We start from the raw sequence: 22,719 nt of genomic DNA on the forward strand, positions 1-22,719 counted from the left end.
GTCCGCTGAAATCAAGGGGCGTCACTGCATGGGGCGCGGCGGTTTTCTCACGGCAGCATTGATATGTGCGCCGCAGGTCCCAGTGTGACGCGTGGTACAGACACTTCCCGCTGGGCCGTGGACGGGCGTGTTTCACTTTGTATCGCGGCAGCCCCGAATACCTATGAGTAGTTCCATCATTCCGATGATTCCCTGCAATGCGTCTGGTCCGCTGGGTGTGCTCCACCTGCCGCGGCTCTGGCTCAAGGCCTCGCTCGAGGCGCGTGGCAAGCTCGCCGCGGGTTACCCGGGCATCGGCAAGGGCTACGACTCAATGGTGATTGCCGGGCTCGGACTTTCCGTCGACGCCGTCCGCGCTTTCATCACCGAGAAGAAACCGAGCTACGCCGAGTTCGAGCGCTGGATCAAGGCGCAGCCGGGCGTGAAACTCGACCGTGCTTCCGTCACCAAGCTGAATCAGTCGATCCTCGGCTATCACCACGAGGAAGCGACGCGCAAGGCGATCCTCAAGTCGGCCGGCTATCCGGACGATGGTTCGGTGACCGGAACTGCGGTGGAACTGAACGCCCTCGACGACTGGGCGGCGTTCCATGCGAGCGAATTGAAGTAAATCGGTCGGTCTTTCAACGGGTCGCGCGGGCGCAGCGTCCGCGCGATCTGGTTGAGGTTAACGCACGCCGCGTTCAACCGAGGCGCAGTTCCTCGCAGGCGAGCGTGTAGCGGATCCGCAGCGTTTTCAGCCAGTCGCCGAAGTCCGGCAGTTCAACACCGGCTTCCTGGAGCCACAGAGGCGAGGGCAGTTCGGGTAGTACTTCGTCCGATACGCAGAACAATGAGCGTGCCCATCGCGCGGTCGCGAGCATCATCGCGAGCTGCCGGTGCGCCGGCGCGGACTCGGGCTCCAACTGGTACTGCACTGCGGTGCACACGCCCTCGGAGAAGCCCCACATTTCCAACAGCGCCGCCCCGGCTTCGGCGTGCGAAAATCCCAGCCACTCGCGCTCCGCTGGAGCGTAGTCGAGCGGGTAACCGCCGGAGGCGAACGTGCGCTTGGACTTCGACTGCGCGACGTGACGATCGATCGCCAGGAGGCCGATGCCATGCATCAAGCCGGCGGTGTAGGCCTCGCCGCGATCGACGTCAGATTTTTCCGCCAGCGCGGAGGCGGCGAGCGCGCAGGCCACGGCGCGGGACCACAGGTTTTGGGCGCTGAGCTGGTACGACTCTAACGGCCGGCCGATGAGTTGGGAAGCGACGGCAAACGTCACCAGCTCCTGCACGCCGTTCAGACCAACGCGCTGAATGGCCTCCATGATCGATTCGACCTGGGTGCGGCCGCCGAACTGCGTGCTGTTCGCCATGCGGACGACGCGGGCGGACAAACCCGGCTCGAGCTTGATGACCGAGGCGATCTTCTCGAGGCTCGTGTTGGGATCCGCGACGAGCCGCTGCAGCGATTGAAGGATTTTCGGCGCCGGCGGGAGATCGTGCAGCCGCTTGACCAGCGAGTGGGGCGTCGGCTTGAAAAACGGCAGCGAAATGAGCACTCGTGAGCATCGTCACCGCCGCGGATTTCTTGACCGCCGATTCGCTGGCGTCGTGCGTCCAAGGCGAAGGCGGGCAAGGTGCTTCCGTCACGCCGGCCGGCTGACAAAAACTTCACGAACCGCCGCTAAAGATCCTGCAACGCGATGAAGGCGCCGCCGTGCAGGTAGGTGACGGTGCGCATCAGGTTGGCGAAGCGCAGGCCGGTGTTGCCCATCGAAAACTGGTACCGGATCGTCGTGGGAAAACCGACGGCGTTGATCGTGACCTTGCGGACGCCGTTTTCATCCGCCGGATTGAGTTCGTCCAGCCGGCGGACGACCAGATCCGCGGCGTCGCTGGAATTGAATTCGTCGCCAAAGACAAAGATGCCCATCCGCATCTTCGGGTTGTCCTTGTCGTAAAGGAAGCGCATCGCGTTGTAGATCCCGGGGACGGGATTGCTGACCGTATCCTGATCGTAGCGACGCAGGATTCGCTTGATGGAGGCGCGCGTGTCGGGCGTGTCGGCCAGCCAGCCGCCGGTGCCCTGGCCGCGGCGGCCGAGCACGAAGCGGCCGTCGCCGTCGAGGAGCTGGATGCCGTCGACGTTCGGGTAAACATCGAGCACTGACTCGATGGTGCGAATCGCGATCGGCCAGAGGCCGCCGTTGTTCGGGTCGCGCATCGAGCCGGAGGTGTCGATGACGAAGGCGATGTAGTTGTTGCCCACCGGCAGGCCGACGGGGGCGGGTTTCACGTCGGGGAGGACGAGATCGTAGTCGGGCTTCTTCTGGCGCGCGGCGATTTCCTTTTTGAGGTCGTCGATGTCGACCAGCAGCGCCTCCTGGCCGCGCTTCTCCCGCTGCAGACCCTTTTCCAACTCGTCGATCAGGGCGTGAATCGAGTCGTTGCGCAGCCGGGCGTCGGTCACGAGCGTGGCGACACGGGCGCTGCTGCGTTCGAGATCCTCCTTGCTGGCCCGCATCTTTGTGAGCGCCGCGAGCTTCTCCACCAAGGCGCGATTCACGTCGACAAGGGCCTCGCGCTTTTCCTTCTCCTTCGAATCCACGCTGAGCACGAAAATGAGGATGATCGCCCCGAAGCCGCAGCAGATGCAGTCGAGGAACGCGAGGCTGAAGACCTGGGTTTGCCGGCGGCGGATCATGTGTCGGGCCAGGATTTCGAGGGACTGACGAGCGCGCCGCGGGTGGCGTTGGCGAGCTCCCAATAGAGTCCGGGTGCGCCGGGATCGCCCGTGAGCATCGGAAAGAGAATCGTGCTCACCGGAATGCGCGGCGGCAGCTGCTTGGTGGCGATCTCGAAAAACCGGATGCGGTGGCCTTCATCCACGTCTCCATCCATCGGCAGCGAATCGCTGCGGGTCGGCAGGCCATCAGTCAGCAGCACGATGCTGTCGGGCAACCGTGGCAGGAAACGCACCGCGGTGAAGGCGCGCTCGAGATTGGCACCGCCCTTCGGCACCAACGCGTGCAGCTTCGAGATCACCTCGGTCATCGTCTTGCGATCCTTGGTGCTGAACCATTCGTCGCCGCGGGTCGCGAGAATCGGGGTCGTCTCCTCGCTGAAGAGCAGAATCTGGAAATGGGTCTCGGGATCGAGTGAGGCGAGCATCCACTCGAGCGACTGAATCACGCGCTGCCACTTCGGCGCCTCGCGTTTCTTCTCGTCGGTGTCGCCGAGGCGGGCCGCAGCCGCATCGATCGTGTCGTCGAGCATCGAACCGGAGGTGCGCACCAGGAACACCACGAACTCGCCCTGCAGTTTCACGCCGGTCAGGTACTGCCGGCGGTCGACGTTGGGAATGGGAACGGGCGGGGCGATGTCCTCGGTCGGCAGCGCCTTCTTCTCGCCGAGCAGGGTATGCAACGCATCCTTAAGCGCGCCGGTCTGCTGCAGCATGAGGAGGAGATCGCGTTTGCGATCCGTCAGCTTGAGCTGGTCCTGGGTGCTCTTGGCGTTGATGTCCTGCAGTTCGAGCTGCGCGGCGGCGAGAATCCGCGCGAGACGATCGAGCTCCTGCTGGCTCATCGCCACGTCGCTCTGCACCTTTTGCAGGCGCGCGCGCGCGGCATCGACGTCCGATTTGTCGACGTTGTCCTTCTGCAGGACGGTGAGAATGAAGACCAGGATGACGGCGCCGAAGCCGCAGCAAATGCAGTCGAGGAACGCGAGGCTGAAGACCTCCGTTTCGCGGCGTTTGGCGGCAATGGACATGACGGGAACGGAGCGAAGGCGGCGTGCTTAATCGTGCGCGCGCCCGCCGTTGTGGGTCTTGAAGTGCGCGAACAGCACATCGGTGGACGCCGCGCCGCAGCGAATCGTCAGGCGGTCTCCGGATTCCACGGCGGTGCGCGGATTCGCCGGCGCGCCAGGGGCGCGCACGGAGGGATCGACAAACCACAGGCGACCGTCGTCGCGCACCAGCGGAATCGCGCAGTCGTCGGTGCCGTTGAACGACTCCGGCAGGGCGAGATCAGCATCGAGGCTCGCGGACCCGATCGTGAAACGGCTGGAGCTGCCGAGAGCGTGGCCGATGCCTTCAAGGATCACGTGCGTCGGGGCGGGCCGGGGCGGGCCGGAGAGGCGCAGCTTCTGCAGGCGGGCTTCCCACGAGCTGGCGGTCGAGCGGCGGGCGAGCGCGACGGGAATGGCGGTTTCGACCGGGACGTCGGCGAGATCGGGCGTGGCCTTCAGGCGGTTCTCGCCCACGCAGGCGGCGCCGGCGGCAGCAGCGCCGGCGGGCAGGCGGATGATGCGATGGAAACCGGCGGCACGGAGGCGCGTTTCCAACCCGGGCAGCCGGCCGGTCCGATCGGTCAACGCGATGGTGCACGGATCGGCCGGGAAACTGGAGTTTTGGAGGAAAGCCTGCACGCCCTGCACGAGGGTGTTGACGAAGCCCTGGGCGTCGGTCGCGAGCTGCTCGCGTTTCGCCAGCAGTTCATAGTTGCGGGCGGCGGTGTTGATTTGAAACCGGTGTTCGGGCGCGCCGCTCAGCAGAAAATCCTTCGTCTGCCGGAAGAACGTCTGCTCGATCCGGCCATCCTCGAGGATGTCGAACGCCGTGTGCCGGAGAAAGCGGTTTCCCATCGTGGCCGTGAGATGTTTGAGCAGCTGCGCGTAGCCGGATTGCGGCAGGTGGATGAAGTCCTTGCGCTCGAGATGTTCCTCCGCGGCGAGCAGCGTCAGATCGGCGCCCTCGAGATCGAGATTGATGACGACAACCGGCAGCGCGGGATTGAAACCCTGCGCTCGCGGATCGCAGAGCGCGGCGCAGGCGTAGTCGATGACACCCGCGAGCGGCAGTTTCAGTTCGCCGACCATGCCGAGCAGGAGGCCGATCTTTTCCTCCTCGGTGGCGGGATCCTTCAGGTAGGCGCCCGGCACGGCGAGGACGAGCTTGTCTGCCGCGGCGAGGCCCGTGGCACGGCGGGCGAAGTCACTGAAAAAGTGATACGCGAGCTCGGAGAATGGCGCGGCCTTGCCGAGCGGTCCGATCGTCGACGGCTCGTGCGCGAGTCGGGCCCAGAACGTGTGCGCCACGCGGCGCGGATGGACGAACCACTGATCCTCCGCCGCACGGCCGAAGGCGTATTTCTGGCCGTCGAAGTAGGCGAAGCCCGGCCAGTCGGTGACGCCCGCGGCGTCGGCGACCGCGAGGGCCTTGGGGTCGTGATGGGCGCAGACAGCCGCCTGAAAGGCGGTGTCGCACACTTCTATTCCGAGAGTGGCCATGGGGTGGGGGACGGAGCGGGGCTCAGGCAAATCCGGCGGGCGAGGTGCTCTCTTCCTTCGTCGGCACCTTCATGACATCGATGAGTTTGTCGCGGCAGAACGTCTGCGTCTCGATCACGAACGCCTCCTGCCGACCCTGGACCAGGTGCAGGAAAAACATGAGCACGATACACAGCGTGAGGCCGACGAAGGTGGAGTTGAACGCGAGACCGAGACCCGTGGTGACGGCGCCGATGTCGCCCTTGACGGCCTCTTCCGCGAAATTCAGCGCGTCGCCGATGCCTCGCACGGTGCCGATGAAACCGATGGCGGGAATGGCCCACGCAATGTAGCGCACGAGGCCGAGGGACGAATCGAGTTCATCGCCGGCGAGATCGGCGCGTTCGCGCACGGCATTGGCGGCGTCCTGCACCGAACTGGTGGCGTGAAAACGGTGCAGCGACGCGAGAATGCATTCGGGCAGCAGGCGTTCACGCCACTTCGGCTCGCGCTCAATTGCGGCGCGCAGCTCCTTGTAGCGGTCGAGCGCATCCTCGGGAATGATGCGCTCGCCGGGTTGCACGCGGACGAAATCACGTTTGAACAGCGCGCGTTCCTTCGAGACGTGAACCAGTTTGTAGCCGAGAATGATCATGCCCCAAAAGCAGAAGATCACCTCCCACTTGGGCTCGAGATCCTTGATCACGAGGTAAACGGAGCGCTCCTGCATTTCCCGTGAACTGCCGCCGGCACCCTGGGCGGCGGCGAGCCGGCGCTTCACCATGGCGTCGTTGGCATGCGGAATCACAACGGTCTTGTACCAGACGTGAATGGACAACACGGCGACGATGAAGCCGAGGACCGGAACCAGAAACTCCATCGAAAAAATACCCTTGTTTCGCGAAATCATAGGAATAGAAGTTGCTCAACCCGCCGGACGCGCACCCAGTCCGATATGTGCTGAATTTTGATAATTTCAAACCTTCCGCTGCAATTCCAACCGGGATGTTACTAAAAACGCGCGAGCGCGGTTGAATTTAAAACGAACACAAACAAAGTTGGGCGAGTCTAATCCCGAGTTAATTCACTTCCGATCCCCATGGAGACTTCCTCGAACCGTTCGCGCTCCCGCTTTCTTCGTCCGTTGGTGACGGTCGGCACCGCGATTGCAGTGTTGGGTGCGGCCGGATGTTCCTCCGGTGTGGCTCCGTCGAAGACGGCCAGCGGCGCCGGCACCGGCGCTTTGATCGGTGGCGCGGGCGGAGCAATTGTCGGCAACAATAGCGGCATGGGCACCGGCACCGGCCTCGTTGGCGGTGCCGCGGCGGGCGCGCTCATCGGTGGCATCGTCGGCATGGTGCAGGACGCGAAGGATCGCAAGGAGCAGGATCGGCTCGCGCAGGAGCGGGCCTACCAGCAGGAGCTCGCCAAGCGCCGCGCCGAAGAGGCGAAGCTGAAGGCGGCGATGGACGAGGAGCTCGCGATTGCCGAGGGCTTTCGCATTTCGGATCTCGAGTTGAACGACGCCAAGAAAAAGCTGGAGTCGGCCAGTGACCGGCTGAAACGCCTGCGCGACGAACGGTCCGCGGCGCTGGCGAAGAAGAAGGAACTCGACGAAGCGCACGAGAAAACCCTGTCGACCGAGGCGGAGATCGCCCGGCTCGAAGAGGAACTGGCGCGCTTGAAGGGCGACGAATCGCCCAAGAAGGCCGAAGCAGCCGGTGCGGCCGGTGCGCCCGCGGCCAAAACCAGCCAATGAATCATCGCGGCGGCGGGCCGCATGGTTGCGCGCTCGATTCTATTCTTATCATCCGATGAATCCCGTGTCCGGACGTTGGTTTGCCCTGCTTGTTGGCTCCACCGTCCTCGCACTGATTCTTCCAGGCTGCGCGACGTCCGACACCTACAAGGTCAAGGTCGACGCGATCACCAAGCCCACTCCCGGCGAAGCTCAGTCGTATAAATTGAAGAGCAAGGACCCGCGCCTCGGTGAGGAGAATCTGCGTTATCGCGAGGCGGCGGAATACGTGCGCACCGCGCTTTCCGGCAAGGGCCTGTACGAAGCTCCATCGGAGGAAAAGGCCGACATGATCGTGGAACTCGATTACGGCATGGACACGCCGCGCGCCAAACTCGAGCGCGTGAGTGTGCCGGTGTACGCCCAGGTCGGCGGGCGCGTGCGGTACGAGTCGGTCCCGGTGACCGACTCCCGCGGCAATTCGGGTTTTCGTACCGTCGCAGTCTACGATCCGCCGCGGAACGAACTCGTCGGGTACGACGACGTGCCGCGCATGGTGACCATCTACGAAAAGTACCTGAAGATCACCGCGCGCGAAAACAAGGCCGCGAGCGAAGGCCGGCCGCCGGCCGAACTCTGGAGCATCCACGCGAGCGCGGAGGACGAGAGCAAAGATCTGCGAAAATACCTGCCGATCATGGCATCGGCGACGGTCGACTACATCGGCCAGGATTCCTCCAGCCAGAAAGTGGTCAAGGTGCGCGCCGACGGTCCGGGCGTGGATTTCATTCGCCGGGGCGTTTCCACGCCAGCGGTGGAAACCCCGAAACCGGCTCCCGCGCCCAAGAGCTGAGGCGGACTCATGCAGGTGAGGGTTGAAAGGTGAAAGTTGAAAGAACCGGAAGCCCAGCAGCAGCCAACGGTTCTACCGTGCGGGCAGGTTTCCACCGATGGGTGCGTGTCTGCCTTCGAGTCTCATCGACGGTGGTTGGGTCTGCGTCCGGTGCTTTCAACTTTCACCCTTCAACTTTCACCTTTCACCTTTCAACTGAGTGGTTGCGGCTGAGACTATCCCGGCGGTTCAGGGCGACGCGGGTTTGTCCGCGGCCAGAACTTCCGCGACCAGCGCGATGAGGGTGCGGGGTGCAAATGGCTTGGGCAGAATCCTCCGCGCGCCGATCTTCCCGGCGATGTCGAGATAGAGACCGGAGTTCGTGACGCCGCCGGAGATGGCGATGATCGGGAGCGTGGGCCGCTCTTTCCGCAGGATCACGATCGTCTCCATGCCCTCCTGCACGGGCATCACCAAATCCGTGACGACGAGATCGACCGAGTGGCTGCGCGCGTACTCCACGCCCTTCAGGCCGTCTGCAGCTTCGACCACGGTGTACTGGGCCGCGCGCAACGCGTGCGCGAGCATTTCGCGCACGTCATCATTGTCGTCGATCAACAGGATCGTGGGTGAAGGCATTGATGTTCAGGAGAGGGTGGAATTCGTCGCGCGCAGCCGGCTCAGGGCTGGATCAGCCCCTTGCGGATCGCGAAACGAACAAGATCGGTCTGGGTCTGCAGACCGAGTTTGCGCAGCAGATTGGTCCGGTGAGTTTCCGCGGTTCGCGGACTGATGAACAGCTTTTCCGCAATCTCGGCGTTCGTGTGCCCCTCGGCCGCGAGTTGGACCACCATGCGCTCGCGTTGCGTCAACGACTGCAGCGGATCGGCGTCGTCCGCGGGCTTCGCCACGAGCGCGTTGATGGCCCACTCGGAAAGCGTCGCGCTGAGGTAACGCCGCCCGGAGAGCACTTCCTTCAGCGCGTGGACGATCTCCTGGGACTCCGAACCTTTCAGGATGTAGGCGGAGGCCCCGGCGCGCAGTGACTCGATTACATAAGGTTCATCGTTGTGCATCGACAGCACGATGACCCGCGTGGCGGGACTGCTGGCGCGCGCCTGGCGCAGGACTTCGATGCCATGCAGTCGCGGCATGTTGAGATCGAGGATGAGGACGTCCGGTTTGTGCTTCTCGACAAGCTGCGCCGCCGACAGACCGTCAGCCGCCTCGGCGACAACGGTGCACAGTTTCTCACCCTCGAGAATGCCGCGGATGCCGCGGCGCACGATCTCATGATCGTCAGCGATGATGGTGGTCGTCATGTCGGAGGTGGGGCCGCCAGGTGAAGGGAAAACTCGGCGTGAAGACGCGTGCCTTGTCCAGCCTGCGAAAAAATATCGAGGTGCCCGCCCGCGAGCCGGACGCGTTCGGCGAGCCCGGCGAGCCCGAGCGAATCGCGCCGGGCGAGTGCCGCCGCGGAGTCGAAACCACGGCCGCGATCGGAAATCTCGACGTGCAGCGCCGTGTCGTCGGCGGTCACCGTGACCACCGCCGCGGGCGAACCGGAGTGGCGCGCAACGTTTGTCAGCGCCTCCTGCACCATGCGGAAGACGGTCGTTTCCAGTTCGGGGCTGAGTCGTTTCTCCGGCAGCGCCAGCTCGAGCTCCACGACAATTCCTGTCTGGTTCTGAAACAGCTTCGTCTGCCACTCCAGCGCGGGCTTCAGCCCGAGATCGTCGAGCATGCGCGGCCGGAGCTGGAGCGTGAGTTCGCGCACGCTGCTCAGCAGATCGCTGGTCACAATCAAAGCCTGATCGAGCGGCGGACTCGACGCGGCCTCACGTGCGGCTTCCAGCTGGAAACGCAGCCCGGTGAGCAGCTGGCCGATCTGGTCGTGCAGCTCCTGCGCGAGCGCGCGGCGCTCTTCCTCCTGCACTTGGAGGAGGCGCGTGGACAGGGCCTGCAGCCGGGCGGCGTTGTCCTCGGAACGTTTTTCCGCCTGCCGCCGGACCGCCACTTCCTGCTGGAGTTCGTGCGTGCGGGCCGCCACTTGCGCTGCCAGGGATTCGTTCAGCCCTGCGAGTTCGTCCGTCAGCCGCGCGTTGAGGCGTTCCGCGTCCGCGCGCTTGAGCGCATGATTCAACGAGAACACCAGCTCGTCGAAACAGCCCGGGCCCTTCAGCAGATAGTCCTGCGCGCCCAATTTGAACGCCGCGATCGTGGTGTCGGCATGATCGAAGCGCGCGATCACGATGACCGGCAGATCCTCGTCGCGCGCGCGCAGATGGCGCAGCGCATCGAAGAGCGCCGTGGGCTCGAGATTCGGGCCGAGGACGACGGCGTCGAACTCCACCTCGCCGGCCAGAAAGCGTTCCAGCGTTTCGGGGGAGCTGGCGGTGAGTCGGAGCCGGGGCGCGGCCGCGGCGATGAAGGTCGACACGGCGTGACGTTCGCCGTCGTCGGGATCGACAAAGAGGACCCGGTGATTGCCGGGCGAGGCGGAGGCCTGGCCCAGCCGGCGTTTGTTCCGGGCGTGGACGCGTTTGACGATTTCGGGAATGCGGCGGAAGTCCGGCGAGTTCTTGTCGATGCAGTCCGCCGCGCCGGCCCGCAGCGCACGCACGGCCAGTTCGTGCTGGCCCTGGCCGCTCACCATGATCACCGGCGTCGGATCGCGCCGGGCGGTGAGTTCACCCAGCACCTGCAGGCCGTCGAGTTCCGGCATCATCAGGTCCAGCATCACGACGTCGTAGGTCGCGCGATCGAGCGCCTCGAGGCAGAGCCGGCCGTTGCCGACGACCTCGATGGTGCAGCCCTCGCCGAAACGGGCGAAATACAAGGAGACCATGTCGGCGACCTGCGGGTCGTCCTCGGCGTAGAGCACGCGAATCATGCTGATGCGGTTGAACGGGTTCTTAAATCTCGACGCGGAGCACGTAAACTTTACCCGAATTCGACCCGGATTCCCCTTTGCCGCAATCACCGAACGCCCGGCGTTGTCGTCGGGGTTCGGGCCGCCCGTCCGACTGCCGGCGCGGAGGAGAACTACTCACACTTCCGCGGGCAATTTGGAAAGGTACGGCGGCCTGCGGGCTCGCAGGCGGCCGCGCGACGCGACCCAACTGACGCTTCCGCAGGCGCTAGTGCCGGCGGGCGGCAGCGTTGGCGCGGAAACCGGACGGTACGTAGCGAAAGCGCCCCGAAGGCCCCCAACGGCATGGGTAGTGATGTCGACCACAGTCAGCTCGGGACGCGCCGATATACGAGCGTAGATCCCCATGGCCGTTGCCACCCAAAGTCCGTCCTCCACGCACACGCCGGATGACATCGTCCGTGACGTGAAGAATCTGCCGTCGGCGCCGCGCGTCCTGCCGCGCTTGAAGTCGCTGCTGAGCGACGGCAACTCCGTCATGAGTGACATTGTGGCGTTGGTGCGACTCGATCCGGGCATTGCCGCGCGCGTGCTGCAGACGTCCAACAGCGCTTACTTCAGTGGTGGCCTGCGTTGTGATACCGTTTACGAAGCGGTGAAGCGGGTCGGCTACGATCAGATCTATGACCTCGTCGCCTATGCGGTCGCGTCGCAGGTGTTGGTGCGGCCGCTTGATGCCTACGGGATCGAAGCGGACGAACTCTGGAAACGCTCCGTTGCCTGTGCCCTCGCCACCGAGGCGCTGGCGGAGCGGACCGCGCAGGATCGCGACGCGGCGTACACCGTGGGGCTGCTCCACTGCGTCGGCATGGTGGCGCTGGATGAGTGGTCGCTGCGCGGCGGCCGCAAACTGACTTTCCGTTCCGAAGGTATGCCGCGGGAGGCGGTGGCCAGCGAGCGGGCCGCGCTCGGCTTCACGCAGGCTGAGGTCGGCGGTGCGCTCTTGCGCGACTGGCAGTTCACCACCGACACGTCCGAGGCGGTGCGCTGGCAGTACACGCCGCGCCTGGCCGGAGTGAGTCAGCCGATGGCCGGTCTCCTCCATGTCGCCAAGTGGATTCGTTCCACGGTGTGCGCGCCCGCCGCGGATCAACCGCCGCCGTTGCCCGATGCCATTTACCTGAAACCGCTGGGTGTCGATGCGGCGGCGTTGTCGGCCATGGCCGATTCCGTCAGGCGGCGCCTCGAGGAGGTCAGCTCGGTCCTGGACACCACGCCGAAGGCGCCGGAGCGCCATCGGTTTCCCGGCCAGCCTGCACGGTTTTGAGTGAGGTGCCCGCAGCGGAGAGGCCCCACGGAACGACGGCCGCCGCGAGTAACAGCGTCCCGCCATAACGCGGAAGATCCTCCCCGGCGCTCCCGGGAGCGGCTTACGAGCAGCGGGCGTAAATCTTCTGCAGCATTGTGACCGACGCGGCGGGCGCCGGCGTAGCGGCGCTCGGGCGATGGCTGGAAAGACTGCAGCGCAGCAGCAGCTGTTCGTTTTCCTTGTCGAGCTGGAGAATCTGGAGGATGCGGGCGCGCGTTTTTTCCAATTCGTCGCGCGTGGCCGGATCGCGGGCCGAGGCCGCGGGCAGCGTGCGCAGCGTGGCGAGCGTCGTGTCGAGCCGCGTCAGGAGCGTGCGCTTGCGCTCCAGGAAGGCGGCGTCCGGGGCGCGCTGCTGCTGCCGGAGGAAGCGATTCTCATCGAGCACACACTGGTGGATCTCGTCGCAGAGCAGGTGGTGTGCGTGGATGGCTTCGGACTGGCTCATGGCGTGGCAGATTTGGGCGGAGCAGGAGGCGTCGTCGACGTTGCCGCCGTCCGGCTCTGGGGGGAATCGGAAAGTGAGGAAATCTTCTGGCCGACGCCTTCGCGCCAGTCGAGGTGCTGCAGCCGCCATTTCGCCATCGTGGCGAGTTCGGTGAAATCGGGTGACGGTTTCGCGGCGACGGCGTCCACAATCGTCTGATACGCGGTGCGGGCGCTGTCCATCACGCCGAGGCGCTCGTAACAGAGCGCGAGGTGATAGGTGAGCGGCAGTTGCCAGGTGGGCTCGGCGGACAGCTCGAGCAGGCCGGCATAAATGGCGCGCGCGTTCATCGTGTCGCCCGTCTCGAAGAAACCGTTCGCGAGCTGATTGCCGGTCTTGCGCTGCCAGTAGGCCCAACGCTTCGGGTCGGCGGCGATGCGGCTCTTTTCCGTGCGCAGCAGATCGAGCGTGGCGGCGAACGCCTCCTGCGGGCGCTTCAAATCCATCAGCGTGGTCGCGAGGAGATAGCGCGCCTCGGGCACGTTCTCGTCCTGCGGCCACTGCTCGAGAAAATTGCGGAGCATCCCGATGGACTTCTCGTGCTCGCCCTGGAGGCGCAGTGCGTATCCCGCCTTGAACTGCGCGCGCGCGCGATCGGCCGGGGCGAGATCGAGCAGGCTGAGACGGGTGAAGAATTTGTTGGCCTCGACGAAATTGCCCGACTGGAAATGCGTTTCCGCGATTTCAAACTGCGCGGTCTTGGCGAGGACCTGGTAACGCTCGAAGCCGTCGCCGGCCACCTTCAGCGTCGAGTTGATGACGCTATAGAACCGCGCAATCGCGAGCTTGTGCACGCCAAGACTGCGCAGCGTCCGGCCGAGGCTCAGCAGGGCGTCGGGCGCGCGATCGTCGGTCGCGTATTCGGCGAGAAAACGCTCGTAGATCGCGGCGGCCTTCGTGAGCTCGCCCTTGGTCCGGTACATGTGAGCCATGCCGAGCAGGGCGGACTTCACATCCGTTTCCGGGACGGTGGGATTGTTGAGAATCTGCCGGTACGCGACCTCGGCCGCATCGTAGTCACCCCGTTCGGTGAGGGTCGAAGCGAGGCGGATGAGGGCGTTGCGCGACGTGGCTTTCGCCGCGCGCGTGGTGGCGGCAAACGTCGTCGCCTTCTCTGCGGCCGTCGGTCCGGCGACGACGGGCACGGGCGTTTCCACCGGTTTCGGCACCGGCGGAGCTTCCACCGGCCCGTGGGCGGGGGCCGGGGTGCTGCCTCTCGTCACCGCGGCGCCCAGCAAGGCCAGCGACACAAAGAGCGTCGTGGAGAGGCGTGGGAACCGCGGCGGGCGAGGGCTGATCATTTGGGTGTTTGCGTGTAGGTGGCGGAGCTGGGCGGCAGGGGGGCGGGCGCCGGGGCGGCATTGGGAGCCGGGACCACGACGTTTACCGTTGCCGGTCGGCGACCGGAACCTGGGACTTGGAAGAACGGCAGGAAGTCTTCGGGACGAATGGAAGGCCGCACGTCATCGGGCAGGATCGCCGGAGGCGATTTTCCCGAAGGCTGAGAGGGTTCCGCAGTGGAAGAGGGTTCGCCGGTCGAAGCGTTGGCCTGCGCCACGGGAGCGACGGGTTCCGCAGTCGACGTGGCCGGGGAGGCGGGCGTCGGCGCGGAGGTGGTCTCGGGCGTCGCCGGCACGGTGCCGGGCGAAGTGACCGGAGCTGGAATCGGTGCGGGTTCCGGCGGCACGGGGGCCGACTGAAAGCGCAACGGAGGAGCTCCGGCGGCCACGAGGTAGGGAATCGGATCCGCCGTGCGTCCGACGATTGCACCAGCGAGGTGCAGCCGGGGGAAGGCATGGACGCCGTGAGGCGTCATGGTGAGCCCAAGCAGCAGCGAGAGGCAGCAGAGTGCCTTCGTGCAGCGAGCCCACGCATGCGGTGGTTCGCGGTGATTCATTTCGTAAACGTAAAAGACGTACCATGGTGATGGATGGTCCTGAGATTGCCCGTCGTGGGTATCGGCACGGGGTGGAAACTACTGAAATGAAATCTCGGCCCCCGCGGGTCCGGCACGGCTGCCGAAGCCCTTAGCCGGCAACACGTCAGAGGCCCGCGAATGACGCGAATGACGCGGATGCAATGGAGAGTGAACGAGCGTTCACTCCAGGGAGGTTCTTCAAGCAGCGCGGGCGGCGACTATTCCATCGCAGAAATTCGCGTCCCTTCGCGTGGTTCGCGGGAGGCTTTGCCTGGTTTTCCCTAGGGCGCAGCGTTCTCCAGCAAGGTCCGCAGATTGCGGCCGAATTCGTCGAGCTTGTACGGCTTCTGCACGAACAGGCGCTGGCCCAACTGCTCGAACTCCGTCCGGGCCTCGATGGTGAGGTGCCCGCTGATGACCATGACGCGGAGCGACGGCCGGCACACGCGGATGACCTTGAGCACCTCGATGCCGCTGGCACCTGGCATGTTCAAGTCCAGCAGGACCGCATCGAATTTCACCGAAGGATCGCTGACCAGCTCGATGGCCTCCAGGCCGGACGCCGCGGTGCGGGTCTGGTAGCCTTTCTGCGTGAGCGCGGTCGAAAGCAGGGTGCGCAACGACTCCTCGTCGTCGACGATGAGCAGCGACTCGGTGCCGCCGGGAAATTCGCTCGATCCGGCCGCGACCGGCACGGGGACGGCGTTTTCCGCGAGGGGCAGGTACACGCGAAACGTGCTGCCCACGCCCGGCGTGCTGTCCACGTCGATGAAGCCGTGGTGCGCGACCACGATGCCGTACACCACCGCCAGGCCGAGGCCGGTGCCCTGGTTGCCCTGCTTGGTGGTGAAGAACGGCTCGAAAATCCGTTGGCGTACCTCCGGCGTCATGCCGGTGCCCGTATCCGCCACGGCCAGACACGCGTAACCCTGCGAGGCGTCGCCGCCGAGGTGACGCAGGCCGCTGCCGGGGTGCGTGCGGGTCGACAGCACGATCGATCCACCCGACGGCATCGCGTCGCGGGCGTTCACGCACAGGTTGAGCACGATCTGCTGCAGCTGGTTCTGATCCGCCAGCAACGGCGGCAGCCGATCCTGCAGGTCGAGCTGGAAGGTGACGGTGCGGGGAAACGTCTCCGCGAGCAGCGCGACGAGATCGCGCGAGAGCTGGTTGACGTCGACCGGCGAGAAACGCACGTCGGTCTTGCGGCTGAAGGTCAGGATCTGCCGCACGAGCCCGCTCGCGCGCAACGCCGCGCGGTGAATTTCGCGCAGGCTCTTCTGCAGGATGGCCGGTTCCTGGCGTCCCTGCTGGCAGAACTCCGCGTAACCATTGATGATGGCGAGCAGGTTGTTGAAATCGTGGGCGATGCCGCCGGCGAGCGTGCCGAGACTTTCCATCTTCTGCGCCTGCCGCAGCTCGTGCTCCAGCTTCTTGCGCTCGGTGATGTCCTCACGGAGGCACAAATAGTTCGTGATGTCGCCGGTCGGGCCGCGGAGACACGACACCTTCACCGACTCCCACACGATGCCGCCATCGCGGCTGGTGGTCGACAATTCGCCGCGCCACTCGCCGCCCGCCCGCACCGTGGTCCAGAAATTCTCGAACGACACCGCGTCGGGATGCCCGTCCCGCAGCACTTCGATCTTCTGATCGAGAATGTCCTCCAGCGTGTGTCCGCTCACCGCCGTGTACTTGAAATTCACATACTGCGGCCGCCCGTCGAGATCGGTGATGACGATCGAAACCGGGGACTGCTCGACGGCCCGCGAGAGCCGGTAAAATTGTTCTTCCGCGAGACGCTGGCGCGTGATGTCGCGGCCGACCGCCCGGATGGCGACAATCGTGCCGGTCTCGTCGCGCATGGCCGTCTCCTCCCACGCGAACCAGCGGGCGCCCTGAGGCGTCATCCACCGGTGCTCGGCGTTCATGCGGAAGGGCGGGCGGGTGAGATCGGCGGTGACGCCCTGCATCGCTCCGACGTCGTCGGCATGCAGCAGATCGGCGACGCGCAAGTCCGACATCACCGTGGTCGAGCGGCCGAACTTGCGGGCGAAGGCGAGATTCGCCGCGAGAATCTTGCCGTTGAGATCGCGGCAGTAAGCCATGTCGGCGCTGGCGGCCCAGACGCCGAGCCAGGCCTCGAAGGGCGAATTTCCGTTTGCTCCGGCTGCGGGCAGGCTGATGACGACGGACATGGCGCGGAATTAGATCAGGCCCTGCAGCATCGACGGCAGGCGTTGCAGCGTGTTGGCCACGGAGGCGCGCGCGAGCATGGATTCGGGACCGTCGGCACCGTAAAGCATGTTCCAACCGGGCAGGGTCAGCCACGAGTCGGCCACCACTGGTTCGATCTGCTCGAAGCCGCCCGAGATGCCCGCGTAACGCACCACGTGATCCGCAATCTGGACCGCGGCGGCGAAGAGCCGGTGACGCGGCGCTCGATCCGGATCGGTGTGGTAGCGAACGGCGAACACGATTTCCTCGGAGAGTTGGTGGCGCGCGATGTAGTGCGCACCGATCTGGGCGTGATCCCAGCCGATCAGCTCACGCTCGAGCCGGCAGTGATCGTCCGGTCCGTTCGCCGGCGTGGCGATGAGGGTGCGGAGTTCATTCGGAAAGGCGTAGGCCATGACGACCTTGCCCACATTGTGCAGCAGACCGATCAGGTAGTCGGTGTCGTCGTCAATGTGCAGCGGCGTCGAAGCGAGGATCTCCCGCGTGAGAATCGCCGTGGCAATGCTGTGGGTCCACAGTTCCTTCCACGGCAGCGTGGTCGCCGTGTTCTGCTGCAACTCCTCGAGTTCCTCGAGCACCGGCGTGGCCATCGACAGCTCGCGAATCTGACGGAGGCCGAGGAAAAAAACCGCCTCCTCGATGTTGTTCACGCGGGTGGAGAGTCCGAAGTAGACGGAGTTCACCATGCGCAACAGGCGCGCGGACAGGGACGGATCGCGCCGGATCACCTCGGCGATTTGCGAGTTGAGACTCTGTTCGGAGCGGACCAGTTCGCTCAGGGCCCGGTTGATGGTGCCGAGGGAGGCCAGCTTGGGACACTTGTCGATGCGGCGCTTGATGTCCTCTTCTGCCAGGGGAGTCGCCCGCGGACTGGGCGGTTCGGAGAGAGTGGTGGGCATGCGTCGGGAGGGAGAGAGAAGGGATCGCACTGCGGCCCCGGATTACAGTTCCTTGAAATATCGGTCCGAATTAGAGCGCGCTTTAGGGTGAAACCATTAAAGATTTGACGGTTGCGAGTCGAAGGCCCTGTGCACCAAGCCGCGTGTCTCCCGCCAAACTCCAATCGCTGCTCCAATCCGCCATTGGTCATCATCGCGCCGGCCGCCTCGCCGACGCGGAGGCGCTGTATCGTCAGGCGCGAAGTGCGGCCCCGAAGCATTTCGACGTGCTGCACCTCTCGGGGCTGGTTGCGTATCAGCAGGGGCGGATCACCGACGCCATTGAACTGCTCGGGCGCGCGCACCGGCACGACTCCCGGCACGTCGTCTGTGAAATGCGCTATGGTCTGGCTCTGCTCGGCGCGCAGCGCGCGGCCGAGGCCGAGAAACACCTGCGGCATGCGGTCGAGGTGAAACCGGATTTTCATGAAGGCTGGGACAATCTCGCCTACTGCCTGAAAACCCAGAACCGGCTGAACGAGGCGATTGCGTGTCACCAGCGCGCGGTGGCGATCGCGCCGGCGTATGCGAACGGCTGGTACAACTACGGTCTGACGCTGAGTCTGAGCGGCCGGGTCTTTGAGGCGCTCAGTTGTCATGATCGCGCGCTCGCGGCCGATCCCGGCTACGCGACCGCGCGTTTCGGCCGGGCCCAGGCCTTGCAGCAGGCCCACCGGATTCCGGAGGCCGTCGAGGAATATGGCCGCTTCCTCAAGGTGCAGCCACAGCACCATGAGGCGCGGAGCTACCGGCTGTTTGCGCTGCATTACCTCGATTCCATGCCTCGCGAGCAATTGCGCGACGAACATCTCGCCTACGGCCTGGCCGTGGGGAAAGTCGCGAATTCAGCTTTCAACCACGCCCCTGATCGCGAGCGACGCCTGCGCATTGCCGTGCTGTCGCCGGACCTGCGACTCCACTCGTGCGCGTTCTTCCTGGAGCCGCTCGTGCGCCACCTCGATCGCCAGCAGTTCGAACTTTATCTCTACCACGACCACTTCCGCGAGGACACGGTTTCGGAACGCCTGCGGTCGCACGCGACCGTGTGGCGGAACTTCGTCGGCCAGCCCGCGCCGGTGGTCGAGAAGACCATCCTGGCTGATGCGCCGGACATCCTGATCGATCTCGCGGGGCACACGGGATTGAACCGGCTGCCGTTGCTGGCGCGCCGGCTGGCGCCGATTCAGATTTCATACCTCGGTTATCCCAACACCACGGGCGTCGCCGCGATGGATTATCGCTTCACCGACGCGATCGCTGATCCCGAGGGGGACGCGGATGGGTTTGCGACGGAGCGGCTGGTGCGTTTCTCACCGACGGCATGGTCGTACGAACCGCCGGCCGATGCGCCGGACGTTGTAGCTGCGCCGGTGATACGGAACGGGCACGTTACCTTTGGCTGCTTCAACAATCTCGCGAAGCTCACCGATGCGACGCTCGAGCTCTGGGCCCGCGTGCTGCAGGCCGTGCCGGCGTCGCGGCTCCACGTCAAAGGCAAGGGGCTGGGCGAGGCGGCGGTACGCACGCGTTATGAAGAGCGCATGACGCGGGCCGGCATTCCGATTGATCGGGTGAGCTTCATTGAACGCACCGCGGATGCCGCCGAGCATCTTGCGCTGTATCATGACATCGACATCGCGCTCGACACATTTCCCTATCACGGCACCACCACGACGTGCGAAGCCCTGTGGATGGGCGTGCCGGTGCTGACCATGGCCGGCAACGATCACCGGTCGCGCGTCGGAGTCAGCCTCCTCACCGCGATCGGGCAACCCGGCTGGATCGCCCGCGATCGTGACGACTTTGTGCGGCTCGCGGCCGGGCTCGCGCGGGACGTGACCCGGCTCGACGAGCAGCGTCGCGGCCTCCGCGCGCAGGTGCGCACCTCGGCCCTCATGGACCACGCCGGTCAGGCCCAGCGCTTTGGCGCCGCGCTGCGGACGTGTTGGATCGAATGGTGTGATCGTGTCGCCACCAAGGCCGCCTGAGCGAATCCCACGAGCCATGTCGTCTTCGGCACCGCATCCGCAATTCCTGGCCTTGGGTTTCCGCCTGCACTCCCGACTGTATCGGGTCCGCCATGACGGCGTGGCGTCGCACGCGGGCCGCTCCTGCCTCAGGGGTAGGCAGGGATTGCCGGTTGCTATGACCTCATTTGCAAAATGAGTTCTTTACCCATGGCTATTAAGGTTTTGAGATGCTCCCACATTGTCTGGAACCCTAGCTGCAACTCTCTGATCCATGTTTCGTGCTCCGCTTCAGTTTTCACCGGATCGGTCCGCTTCGGATCGATGTTCGCCGGTGAGTTGAGCTCACGCGACGTTTCCGCTCCCGGTCCTTCCTATGTCTGAATCCACCCTCCGCATCGCCCCGAGCGTCAAACTCGGGAAAAACGTCCGCATCATCTGCTTCGCGAACCTCTACGGTTGCGAAATTGGCGACGAGTCCTTCGTGGGCCCGTTCGTCGAGATCCAGTCGGACGTGAAAGTCGGGCGGCGCGTGAAAATTCAAAGCCACACGTTCATCTGCTCGGGCGTGACGATTGGCGACGAGGCGTTCATCGGTCACGGCGTGATGTTCACGAACGACCGGTTTCCGCGCTCGACCAACGATGACGGCAGCGTGAAGGGCGCGCAGGACTGGAAGTGCGAGCCCACGGTCGTCGGCCGTCGCGCGGCCATCGGCAGCAACGCCACCATTCTTTGCGGCATCACGATCGGCGAGGAAGCCGTCATCGGTGCCGGCTCGGTCGTCACCAAAAACGTCCCGGCGCGCGCCGTGGTCGCCGGCAATCCCGCCCGCATTCTTCGCACTCTCCCATGAACGTCCCATACTTCGATCTCAAAGGTCAGACTCAATCGATTCGCGGCGAACTCGATCGCGCGATTGCCGAACAGCTGGACAACGGCTCCTTCTGCCTCGGGCCGGCGGTCGACGCCTTTGAAAAGGCCTTCGCGGCCTACACCGGCGCCAAGTACTCGCTCGGTTTCAACAGCGGCACCTCCGCACTGCACGTCGCCACGCGCATCCTGAATCTCGGGCCGGGCGACGAAGTGATCACGACGCCGTTCACGTTCGTCGCCACGAGCTGGGCCATCGTCTACACGAACGCCAAGCCGGTCTACGTCGACATCGATCCCGCCACGATGAATCTCGATCCGGCGAAGATTGAAGCCGCGATCACGCCGCGCACCAAGGCCATCATGCCGGTGCATCTCTACGGTCACCCGGTTGACCTGGATCCGATTCTCCAGATCTGCGCGAAGCACAAGCTCGCCCTGATCGAGGACGCCGCGCAGGCGCACGGTGCGAAGTACAAGGGCAAGCCGGTCGGCACGTTCGGTGCGATGTCGGGTTTCAGTTTCTACCCGGGCAAGAATCTCGGCGCGTGCGGCGAGGGTGGGGCGCTCGTCACCAATGACGACGCGATCTACAAGCGCGCGAAGGCCCTGCGCGAACACGGCTCGTACGAGCGTTATTACCACGACGAGATCGGCTACAACTACCGCATGGAAGGCATCCAGGGCGCGGCGCTCGGCGTGAAGCTGAAGCGGCTTCCGGCCTGGACCGCCCGCCGGCGTGAGCTGGCGCATCGTTATCACGCGCTGCTCAAGGGCACGCCGCTTACGCTGCCCGTCGAGGCGGCTTACGGTGAGAGCGTGTACCATCTCTACGTCGTGCGTCACACCAAGCGCGACGCCCTGCGCGAGTACCTCACGAAGAACGGCATCGGCTGTGCGCTGCACTATCCGTTGCCCTGCCATCTGCAGAAGTGCTTCGCGTCACTGGGGCACAAGGTCGGCGACTTCCCGGTGGCCGAGCGCTCGGCGAAGGAATGTCTCAGCCTGCCGATTTACCCGGAGATGACGAACGAGCAGCAGGACGCCGTGGCCGCGGCCATCAAGGCGTTCTTCGCCACGCCGGCAGCTGCCTGACGATGGCGGGAGTTGCAGGTGTCGATTGCGTTTTGAGCGCGTCGGGAACAGTCCCGGCGCGCGCAAATTGCGCGACATCGCTCAACTCCGGTCCGGGCGTGCCGATATCGCGCAAGACATGATCGCCACGATGCCGCCCCGCGAATCGCTGCTTCGGGCCGTCAGGAACCTCTCGGCTGCGCCGATGATCCTGGCGCGCCTGGGTCGGATGGTGGCTGATGTCGACACCCCCATCGAGGACATCACCTCGATGGTGAAGTGCGACGCGGCGCTCACGACCCGGCTTTTGCGCATTGCGAACAGCGTCGTTTACAGCTCCGGCGATCCCTGCGGCACGCTGGAGGAAGCGGTGCTGCGCGTGGGGTTCACCGAGATCTATCGACTGACCGGTTTTGCCGCGACGACGCAAATCGTGGAGAACCGCCTCGGATTTTATGGCGTGACGGCGGCGCAGTTTCGCGAAAACGCGCTGCTGACCGCCCTCATCGTCGAGCAACTCGCCGCCCCGGCGGGCGTCGACGCCTCGACGGCGTACACCGTCGGCTTGCTGCGTTCGATCGGCAAAATCGCGCTGGACCGCTGGGGTCGCACGCCCGGGATCGATCGCGACTACGAGTCGAGCGGCAGCGGCCCGCTGGCCGATTGGGAAACGGCCAACGTGGGCATGAACAATTGCGAGGCCGCCGAGATCATCATGTCGGACTGGCTCTTTCCGGCGTCGACCGTCGAGGCGATCCGGCATCACTACCAGCCGACGGAGGCGTCGCGTCTCGCCAGCTTGCTCAATTTTGCCTCGGGTGCCGCAGAACGGTGCGGCCATGGCTGGCCGGGTGAGCGCTTCTACTGGAACGCGACGCCGGAGCAGCTGGAGGCTTGCGGAGTTTCCGCAGCGGATCTGGACGGCGCGACCCGGGTCGCGCTCGAGGCGTTTGGGCCGGTCCGCGCGGCCGTCGCCTGACCGACGCGGCCTGCGTCGTAGCTTGGCATGGCGCTTCGCGCCGTCGGCGCACCGTCGTCCCAACGGAGCCTGAAAAGCCGTTCTCGCGCTGCACGCCCGCGCGCCGTTGCGACGTAAAGCACGTCCCCGGCAAAACTTGCCGGCCCATCTGCACACCGTTGCCCGCCACAAGGAC

Annotated in this window: 21 protein-coding genes; 8 read left to right on the plus strand and 13 right to left on the minus strand. The window is 65.1% G+C overall.

The annotated features are described in order from the left end of the window. Nucleotides 1–163 precede the first annotated feature (163 nt). The gene (locus ACLJEU_RS12400; RefSeq protein ID WP_414663056.1) at nt 164–610 is read left to right on the plus strand and encodes a DUF5069 domain-containing protein; all 447 of its coding nucleotides are present in this window, start codon (nt 164–166) and stop codon (nt 608–610) included. Nucleotides 611–683: 73 nt separating this feature from the next. On the opposite strand, the gene ACLJEU_RS12405 is transcribed toward ACLJEU_RS12400, so the two are convergent. From ACLJEU_RS12405 to ACLJEU_RS12425, 5 genes are all read right to left on the minus strand, one after another. After that, on the minus strand, nt 684–1,547 hold the full coding sequence (locus ACLJEU_RS12405; protein ID WP_414663057.1) for an HDOD domain-containing protein: 864 nt from the start codon (nt 1,545–1,547) through the stop codon (nt 684–686). Between the two features lie 125 nt (nt 1,548–1,672). Beyond that, a complete protein-coding gene (locus tag ACLJEU_RS12410; RefSeq protein ID WP_414663058.1) occupies nt 1,673–2,692 on the minus strand; it encodes a hypothetical protein in 1,020 nt (339 codons plus the stop codon). Further along, nucleotides 2,689–3,762, minus strand: a complete 1,074-nt coding sequence (locus ACLJEU_RS12415) for a hypothetical protein (RefSeq protein WP_414663059.1) — start codon at nt 3,760–3,762, stop codon at nt 2,689–2,691. Before ACLJEU_RS12415 ends, ACLJEU_RS12410 begins: the two co-directional genes overlap by 4 nt. Nucleotides 3,763–3,789: 27 nt before the next feature. Then, nucleotides 3,790–5,283, minus strand: coding sequence for a hypothetical protein (locus ACLJEU_RS12420; protein WP_414663060.1), 1,494 nt, complete (start codon nt 5,281–5,283; stop codon nt 3,790–3,792). 22 nt (nt 5,284–5,305) lie between these two features. Beyond that, entirely contained in the window at nt 5,306–6,172 is an 867-nt protein-coding gene (locus tag ACLJEU_RS12425; RefSeq protein WP_414663061.1) for a MotA/TolQ/ExbB proton channel family protein, read from the minus strand. A gap of 189 nt (nt 6,173–6,361) precedes the next feature. Between ACLJEU_RS12425 and ACLJEU_RS12430 the strand changes: the two genes are divergently transcribed. Both ACLJEU_RS12430 and ACLJEU_RS12435 read left to right on the plus strand, forming a co-directional pair. Beyond that, on the plus strand, nt 6,362–7,021 hold the full coding sequence (locus ACLJEU_RS12430) for a hypothetical protein (RefSeq protein ID WP_414663062.1): 660 nt from the start codon (nt 6,362–6,364) through the stop codon (nt 7,019–7,021). Between the two features lie 55 nt (nt 7,022–7,076). Next, entirely contained in the window at nt 7,077–7,853 is a 777-nt protein-coding gene (locus ACLJEU_RS12435) for a hypothetical protein (RefSeq protein ID WP_414663063.1), read from the plus strand. 228 nt (nt 7,854–8,081) lie between these two features. On the opposite strand, the gene ACLJEU_RS12440 is transcribed toward ACLJEU_RS12435, so the two are convergent. Genes ACLJEU_RS12440 through ACLJEU_RS12450 form a run of 3 tightly spaced genes read right to left on the minus strand, consistent with a single transcriptional unit; the run spans nt 8,082 to nt 10,725 of the window. Next, the gene (locus ACLJEU_RS12440) at nt 8,082–8,471 is read right to left on the minus strand and encodes a response regulator (protein ID WP_414663064.1); all 390 of its coding nucleotides are present in this window, start codon (nt 8,469–8,471) and stop codon (nt 8,082–8,084) included. A gap of 41 nt (nt 8,472–8,512) precedes the next feature. Then, on the minus strand, nt 8,513–9,154 hold the full coding sequence (locus tag ACLJEU_RS12445; RefSeq protein WP_414663065.1) for a response regulator: 642 nt from the start codon (nt 9,152–9,154) through the stop codon (nt 8,513–8,515). Then, a complete protein-coding gene (locus ACLJEU_RS12450) occupies nt 9,151–10,725 on the minus strand; it encodes a response regulator (protein ID WP_414663066.1) in 1,575 nt (524 codons plus the stop codon). Before ACLJEU_RS12450 ends, ACLJEU_RS12445 begins: the two co-directional genes overlap by 4 nt. 385 nt (nt 10,726–11,110) lie before the next feature. On the opposite strand from ACLJEU_RS12450, the gene ACLJEU_RS12455 reads away from it, so the two are divergent. Further along, nucleotides 11,111–12,031, plus strand: coding sequence for an HDOD domain-containing protein (locus tag ACLJEU_RS12455; RefSeq protein WP_414663067.1), 921 nt, complete (start codon nt 11,111–11,113; stop codon nt 12,029–12,031). Nucleotides 12,032–12,134: 103 nt separating this feature from the next. Here the strand turns inward: ACLJEU_RS12455 and ACLJEU_RS12460 are convergent, their stop codons facing one another. The 5 genes from ACLJEU_RS12460 to ACLJEU_RS12480 all read right to left on the minus strand — a co-directional run bounded on the left by ACLJEU_RS12460 (nt 12,135) and on the right by ACLJEU_RS12480 (nt 17,612). Continuing rightward, nucleotides 12,135–12,518: a protein-tyrosine phosphatase family protein gene (locus tag ACLJEU_RS12460; RefSeq protein WP_414663068.1), complete on the minus strand. Its 384-nt coding sequence runs from the start codon at nt 12,516–12,518 to the stop codon at nt 12,135–12,137. After that, nucleotides 12,515–13,858, minus strand: a complete 1,344-nt coding sequence (locus ACLJEU_RS12465) for a tetratricopeptide repeat protein (RefSeq protein WP_414663069.1) — start codon at nt 13,856–13,858, stop codon at nt 12,515–12,517. Before ACLJEU_RS12465 ends, ACLJEU_RS12460 begins: the two co-directional genes overlap by 4 nt. Beyond that, nucleotides 13,855–14,454: a hypothetical protein gene (locus ACLJEU_RS12470; protein WP_414663070.1), complete on the minus strand. Its 600-nt coding sequence runs from the start codon at nt 14,452–14,454 to the stop codon at nt 13,855–13,857. The genes ACLJEU_RS12465 and ACLJEU_RS12470 overlap by 4 nt, the downstream gene beginning before the upstream one ends. Nucleotides 14,455–14,756: 302 nt before the next feature. Beyond that, nucleotides 14,757–16,673, minus strand: a complete 1,917-nt coding sequence (locus ACLJEU_RS12475) for a PAS domain S-box protein (RefSeq protein WP_414663071.1) — start codon at nt 16,671–16,673, stop codon at nt 14,757–14,759. A gap of 9 nt (nt 16,674–16,682) precedes the next feature. Further along, nucleotides 16,683–17,612: an HDOD domain-containing protein gene (locus tag ACLJEU_RS12480; protein WP_414663072.1), complete on the minus strand. Its 930-nt coding sequence runs from the start codon at nt 17,610–17,612 to the stop codon at nt 16,683–16,685. A 143-nt stretch (nt 17,613–17,755) separates the two neighbouring features. Between ACLJEU_RS12480 and ACLJEU_RS12485 the strand changes: the two genes are divergently transcribed. The 4 genes from ACLJEU_RS12485 to ACLJEU_RS12500 all read left to right on the plus strand — a co-directional run bounded on the left by ACLJEU_RS12485 (nt 17,756) and on the right by ACLJEU_RS12500 (nt 22,544). Then, complete coding sequence (locus tag ACLJEU_RS12485) at nt 17,756–19,639, plus strand: O-linked N-acetylglucosamine transferase, SPINDLY family protein (RefSeq protein WP_414663073.1); 1,884 nt, start codon at nt 17,756–17,758, stop codon at nt 19,637–19,639. Nucleotides 19,640–19,994: 355 nt separating this feature from the next. Next, complete coding sequence (locus tag ACLJEU_RS12490) at nt 19,995–20,474, plus strand: acyltransferase (RefSeq protein WP_414663074.1); 480 nt, start codon at nt 19,995–19,997, stop codon at nt 20,472–20,474. Then, a complete protein-coding gene (locus tag ACLJEU_RS12495; protein WP_414663075.1) occupies nt 20,471–21,586 on the plus strand; it encodes a DegT/DnrJ/EryC1/StrS family aminotransferase in 1,116 nt (371 codons plus the stop codon). The genes ACLJEU_RS12490 and ACLJEU_RS12495 overlap by 4 nt, the downstream gene beginning before the upstream one ends. 118 nt (nt 21,587–21,704) lie before the next feature. Then, a complete protein-coding gene (locus ACLJEU_RS12500) occupies nt 21,705–22,544 on the plus strand; it encodes an HDOD domain-containing protein (RefSeq protein ID WP_414663076.1) in 840 nt (279 codons plus the stop codon). The last annotated feature ends 175 nt before the right edge of the window (nt 22,545–22,719 follow it).

Source organism: Terrisphaera buseokensis, assembly GCF_047521145.2.
Lineage (GTDB): Bacteria > Verrucomicrobiota > Verrucomicrobiia > Opitutales > Opitutaceae > ER46.

Excerpts from the sequence above, each read along its gene's own strand:
- ACLJEU_RS12415 (WP_414663059.1), bottom strand. The coding sequence starts at position 3,762 with ATGTCCATTGCCGCCAAACGCCGCGAAACGGAGGTCTTCAGCCTCGCG.
- ACLJEU_RS12445 (WP_414663065.1), bottom strand. The coding sequence starts at position 9,154 with ATGACGACCACCATCATCGCTGACGATCATGAGATCGTGCGCCGCGGC.
- ACLJEU_RS12495 (WP_414663075.1), top strand. The coding sequence starts at position 20,471 with ATGAACGTCCCATACTTCGATCTCAAAGGTCAGACTCAATCGATTCGC.
- ACLJEU_RS12410 (WP_414663058.1), bottom strand. The coding sequence starts at position 2,692 with ATGATCCGCCGCCGGCAAACCCAGGTCTTCAGCCTCGCGTTCCTCGAC.
- ACLJEU_RS12465 (WP_414663069.1), bottom strand. The coding sequence starts at position 13,858 with ATGATCAGCCCTCGCCCGCCGCGGTTCCCACGCCTCTCCACGACGCTC.
- ACLJEU_RS12480 (WP_414663072.1), bottom strand. The coding sequence starts at position 17,612 with ATGCCCACCACTCTCTCCGAACCGCCCAGTCCGCGGGCGACTCCCCTG.
- ACLJEU_RS12435 (WP_414663063.1), top strand. The coding sequence starts at position 7,077 with ATGAATCCCGTGTCCGGACGTTGGTTTGCCCTGCTTGTTGGCTCCACC.
- ACLJEU_RS12430 (WP_414663062.1), top strand. The coding sequence starts at position 6,362 with ATGGAGACTTCCTCGAACCGTTCGCGCTCCCGCTTTCTTCGTCCGTTG.
- ACLJEU_RS12460 (WP_414663068.1), bottom strand. The coding sequence starts at position 12,518 with ATGAGCCAGTCCGAAGCCATCCACGCACACCACCTGCTCTGCGACGAG.
- ACLJEU_RS12470 (WP_414663070.1), bottom strand. The coding sequence starts at position 14,454 with ATGAATCACCGCGAACCACCGCATGCGTGGGCTCGCTGCACGAAGGCA.
- ACLJEU_RS12400 (WP_414663056.1), top strand. The coding sequence starts at position 164 with ATGAGTAGTTCCATCATTCCGATGATTCCCTGCAATGCGTCTGGTCCG.
- ACLJEU_RS12490 (WP_414663074.1), top strand. The coding sequence starts at position 19,995 with ATGTCTGAATCCACCCTCCGCATCGCCCCGAGCGTCAAACTCGGGAAA.
- ACLJEU_RS12425 (WP_414663061.1), bottom strand. The coding sequence starts at position 6,172 with ATGATTTCGCGAAACAAGGGTATTTTTTCGATGGAGTTTCTGGTTCCG.
- ACLJEU_RS12500 (WP_414663076.1), top strand. The coding sequence starts at position 21,705 with ATGATCGCCACGATGCCGCCCCGCGAATCGCTGCTTCGGGCCGTCAGG.
- ACLJEU_RS12475 (WP_414663071.1), bottom strand. The coding sequence starts at position 16,673 with ATGTCCGTCGTCATCAGCCTGCCCGCAGCCGGAGCAAACGGAAATTCG.
- ACLJEU_RS12440 (WP_414663064.1), bottom strand. The coding sequence starts at position 8,471 with ATGCCTTCACCCACGATCCTGTTGATCGACGACAATGATGACGTGCGC.
- ACLJEU_RS12450 (WP_414663066.1), bottom strand. The coding sequence starts at position 10,725 with ATGATTCGCGTGCTCTACGCCGAGGACGACCCGCAGGTCGCCGACATG.
- ACLJEU_RS12420 (WP_414663060.1), bottom strand. The coding sequence starts at position 5,283 with ATGGCCACTCTCGGAATAGAAGTGTGCGACACCGCCTTTCAGGCGGCT.
- ACLJEU_RS12455 (WP_414663067.1), top strand. The coding sequence starts at position 11,111 with ATGGCCGTTGCCACCCAAAGTCCGTCCTCCACGCACACGCCGGATGAC.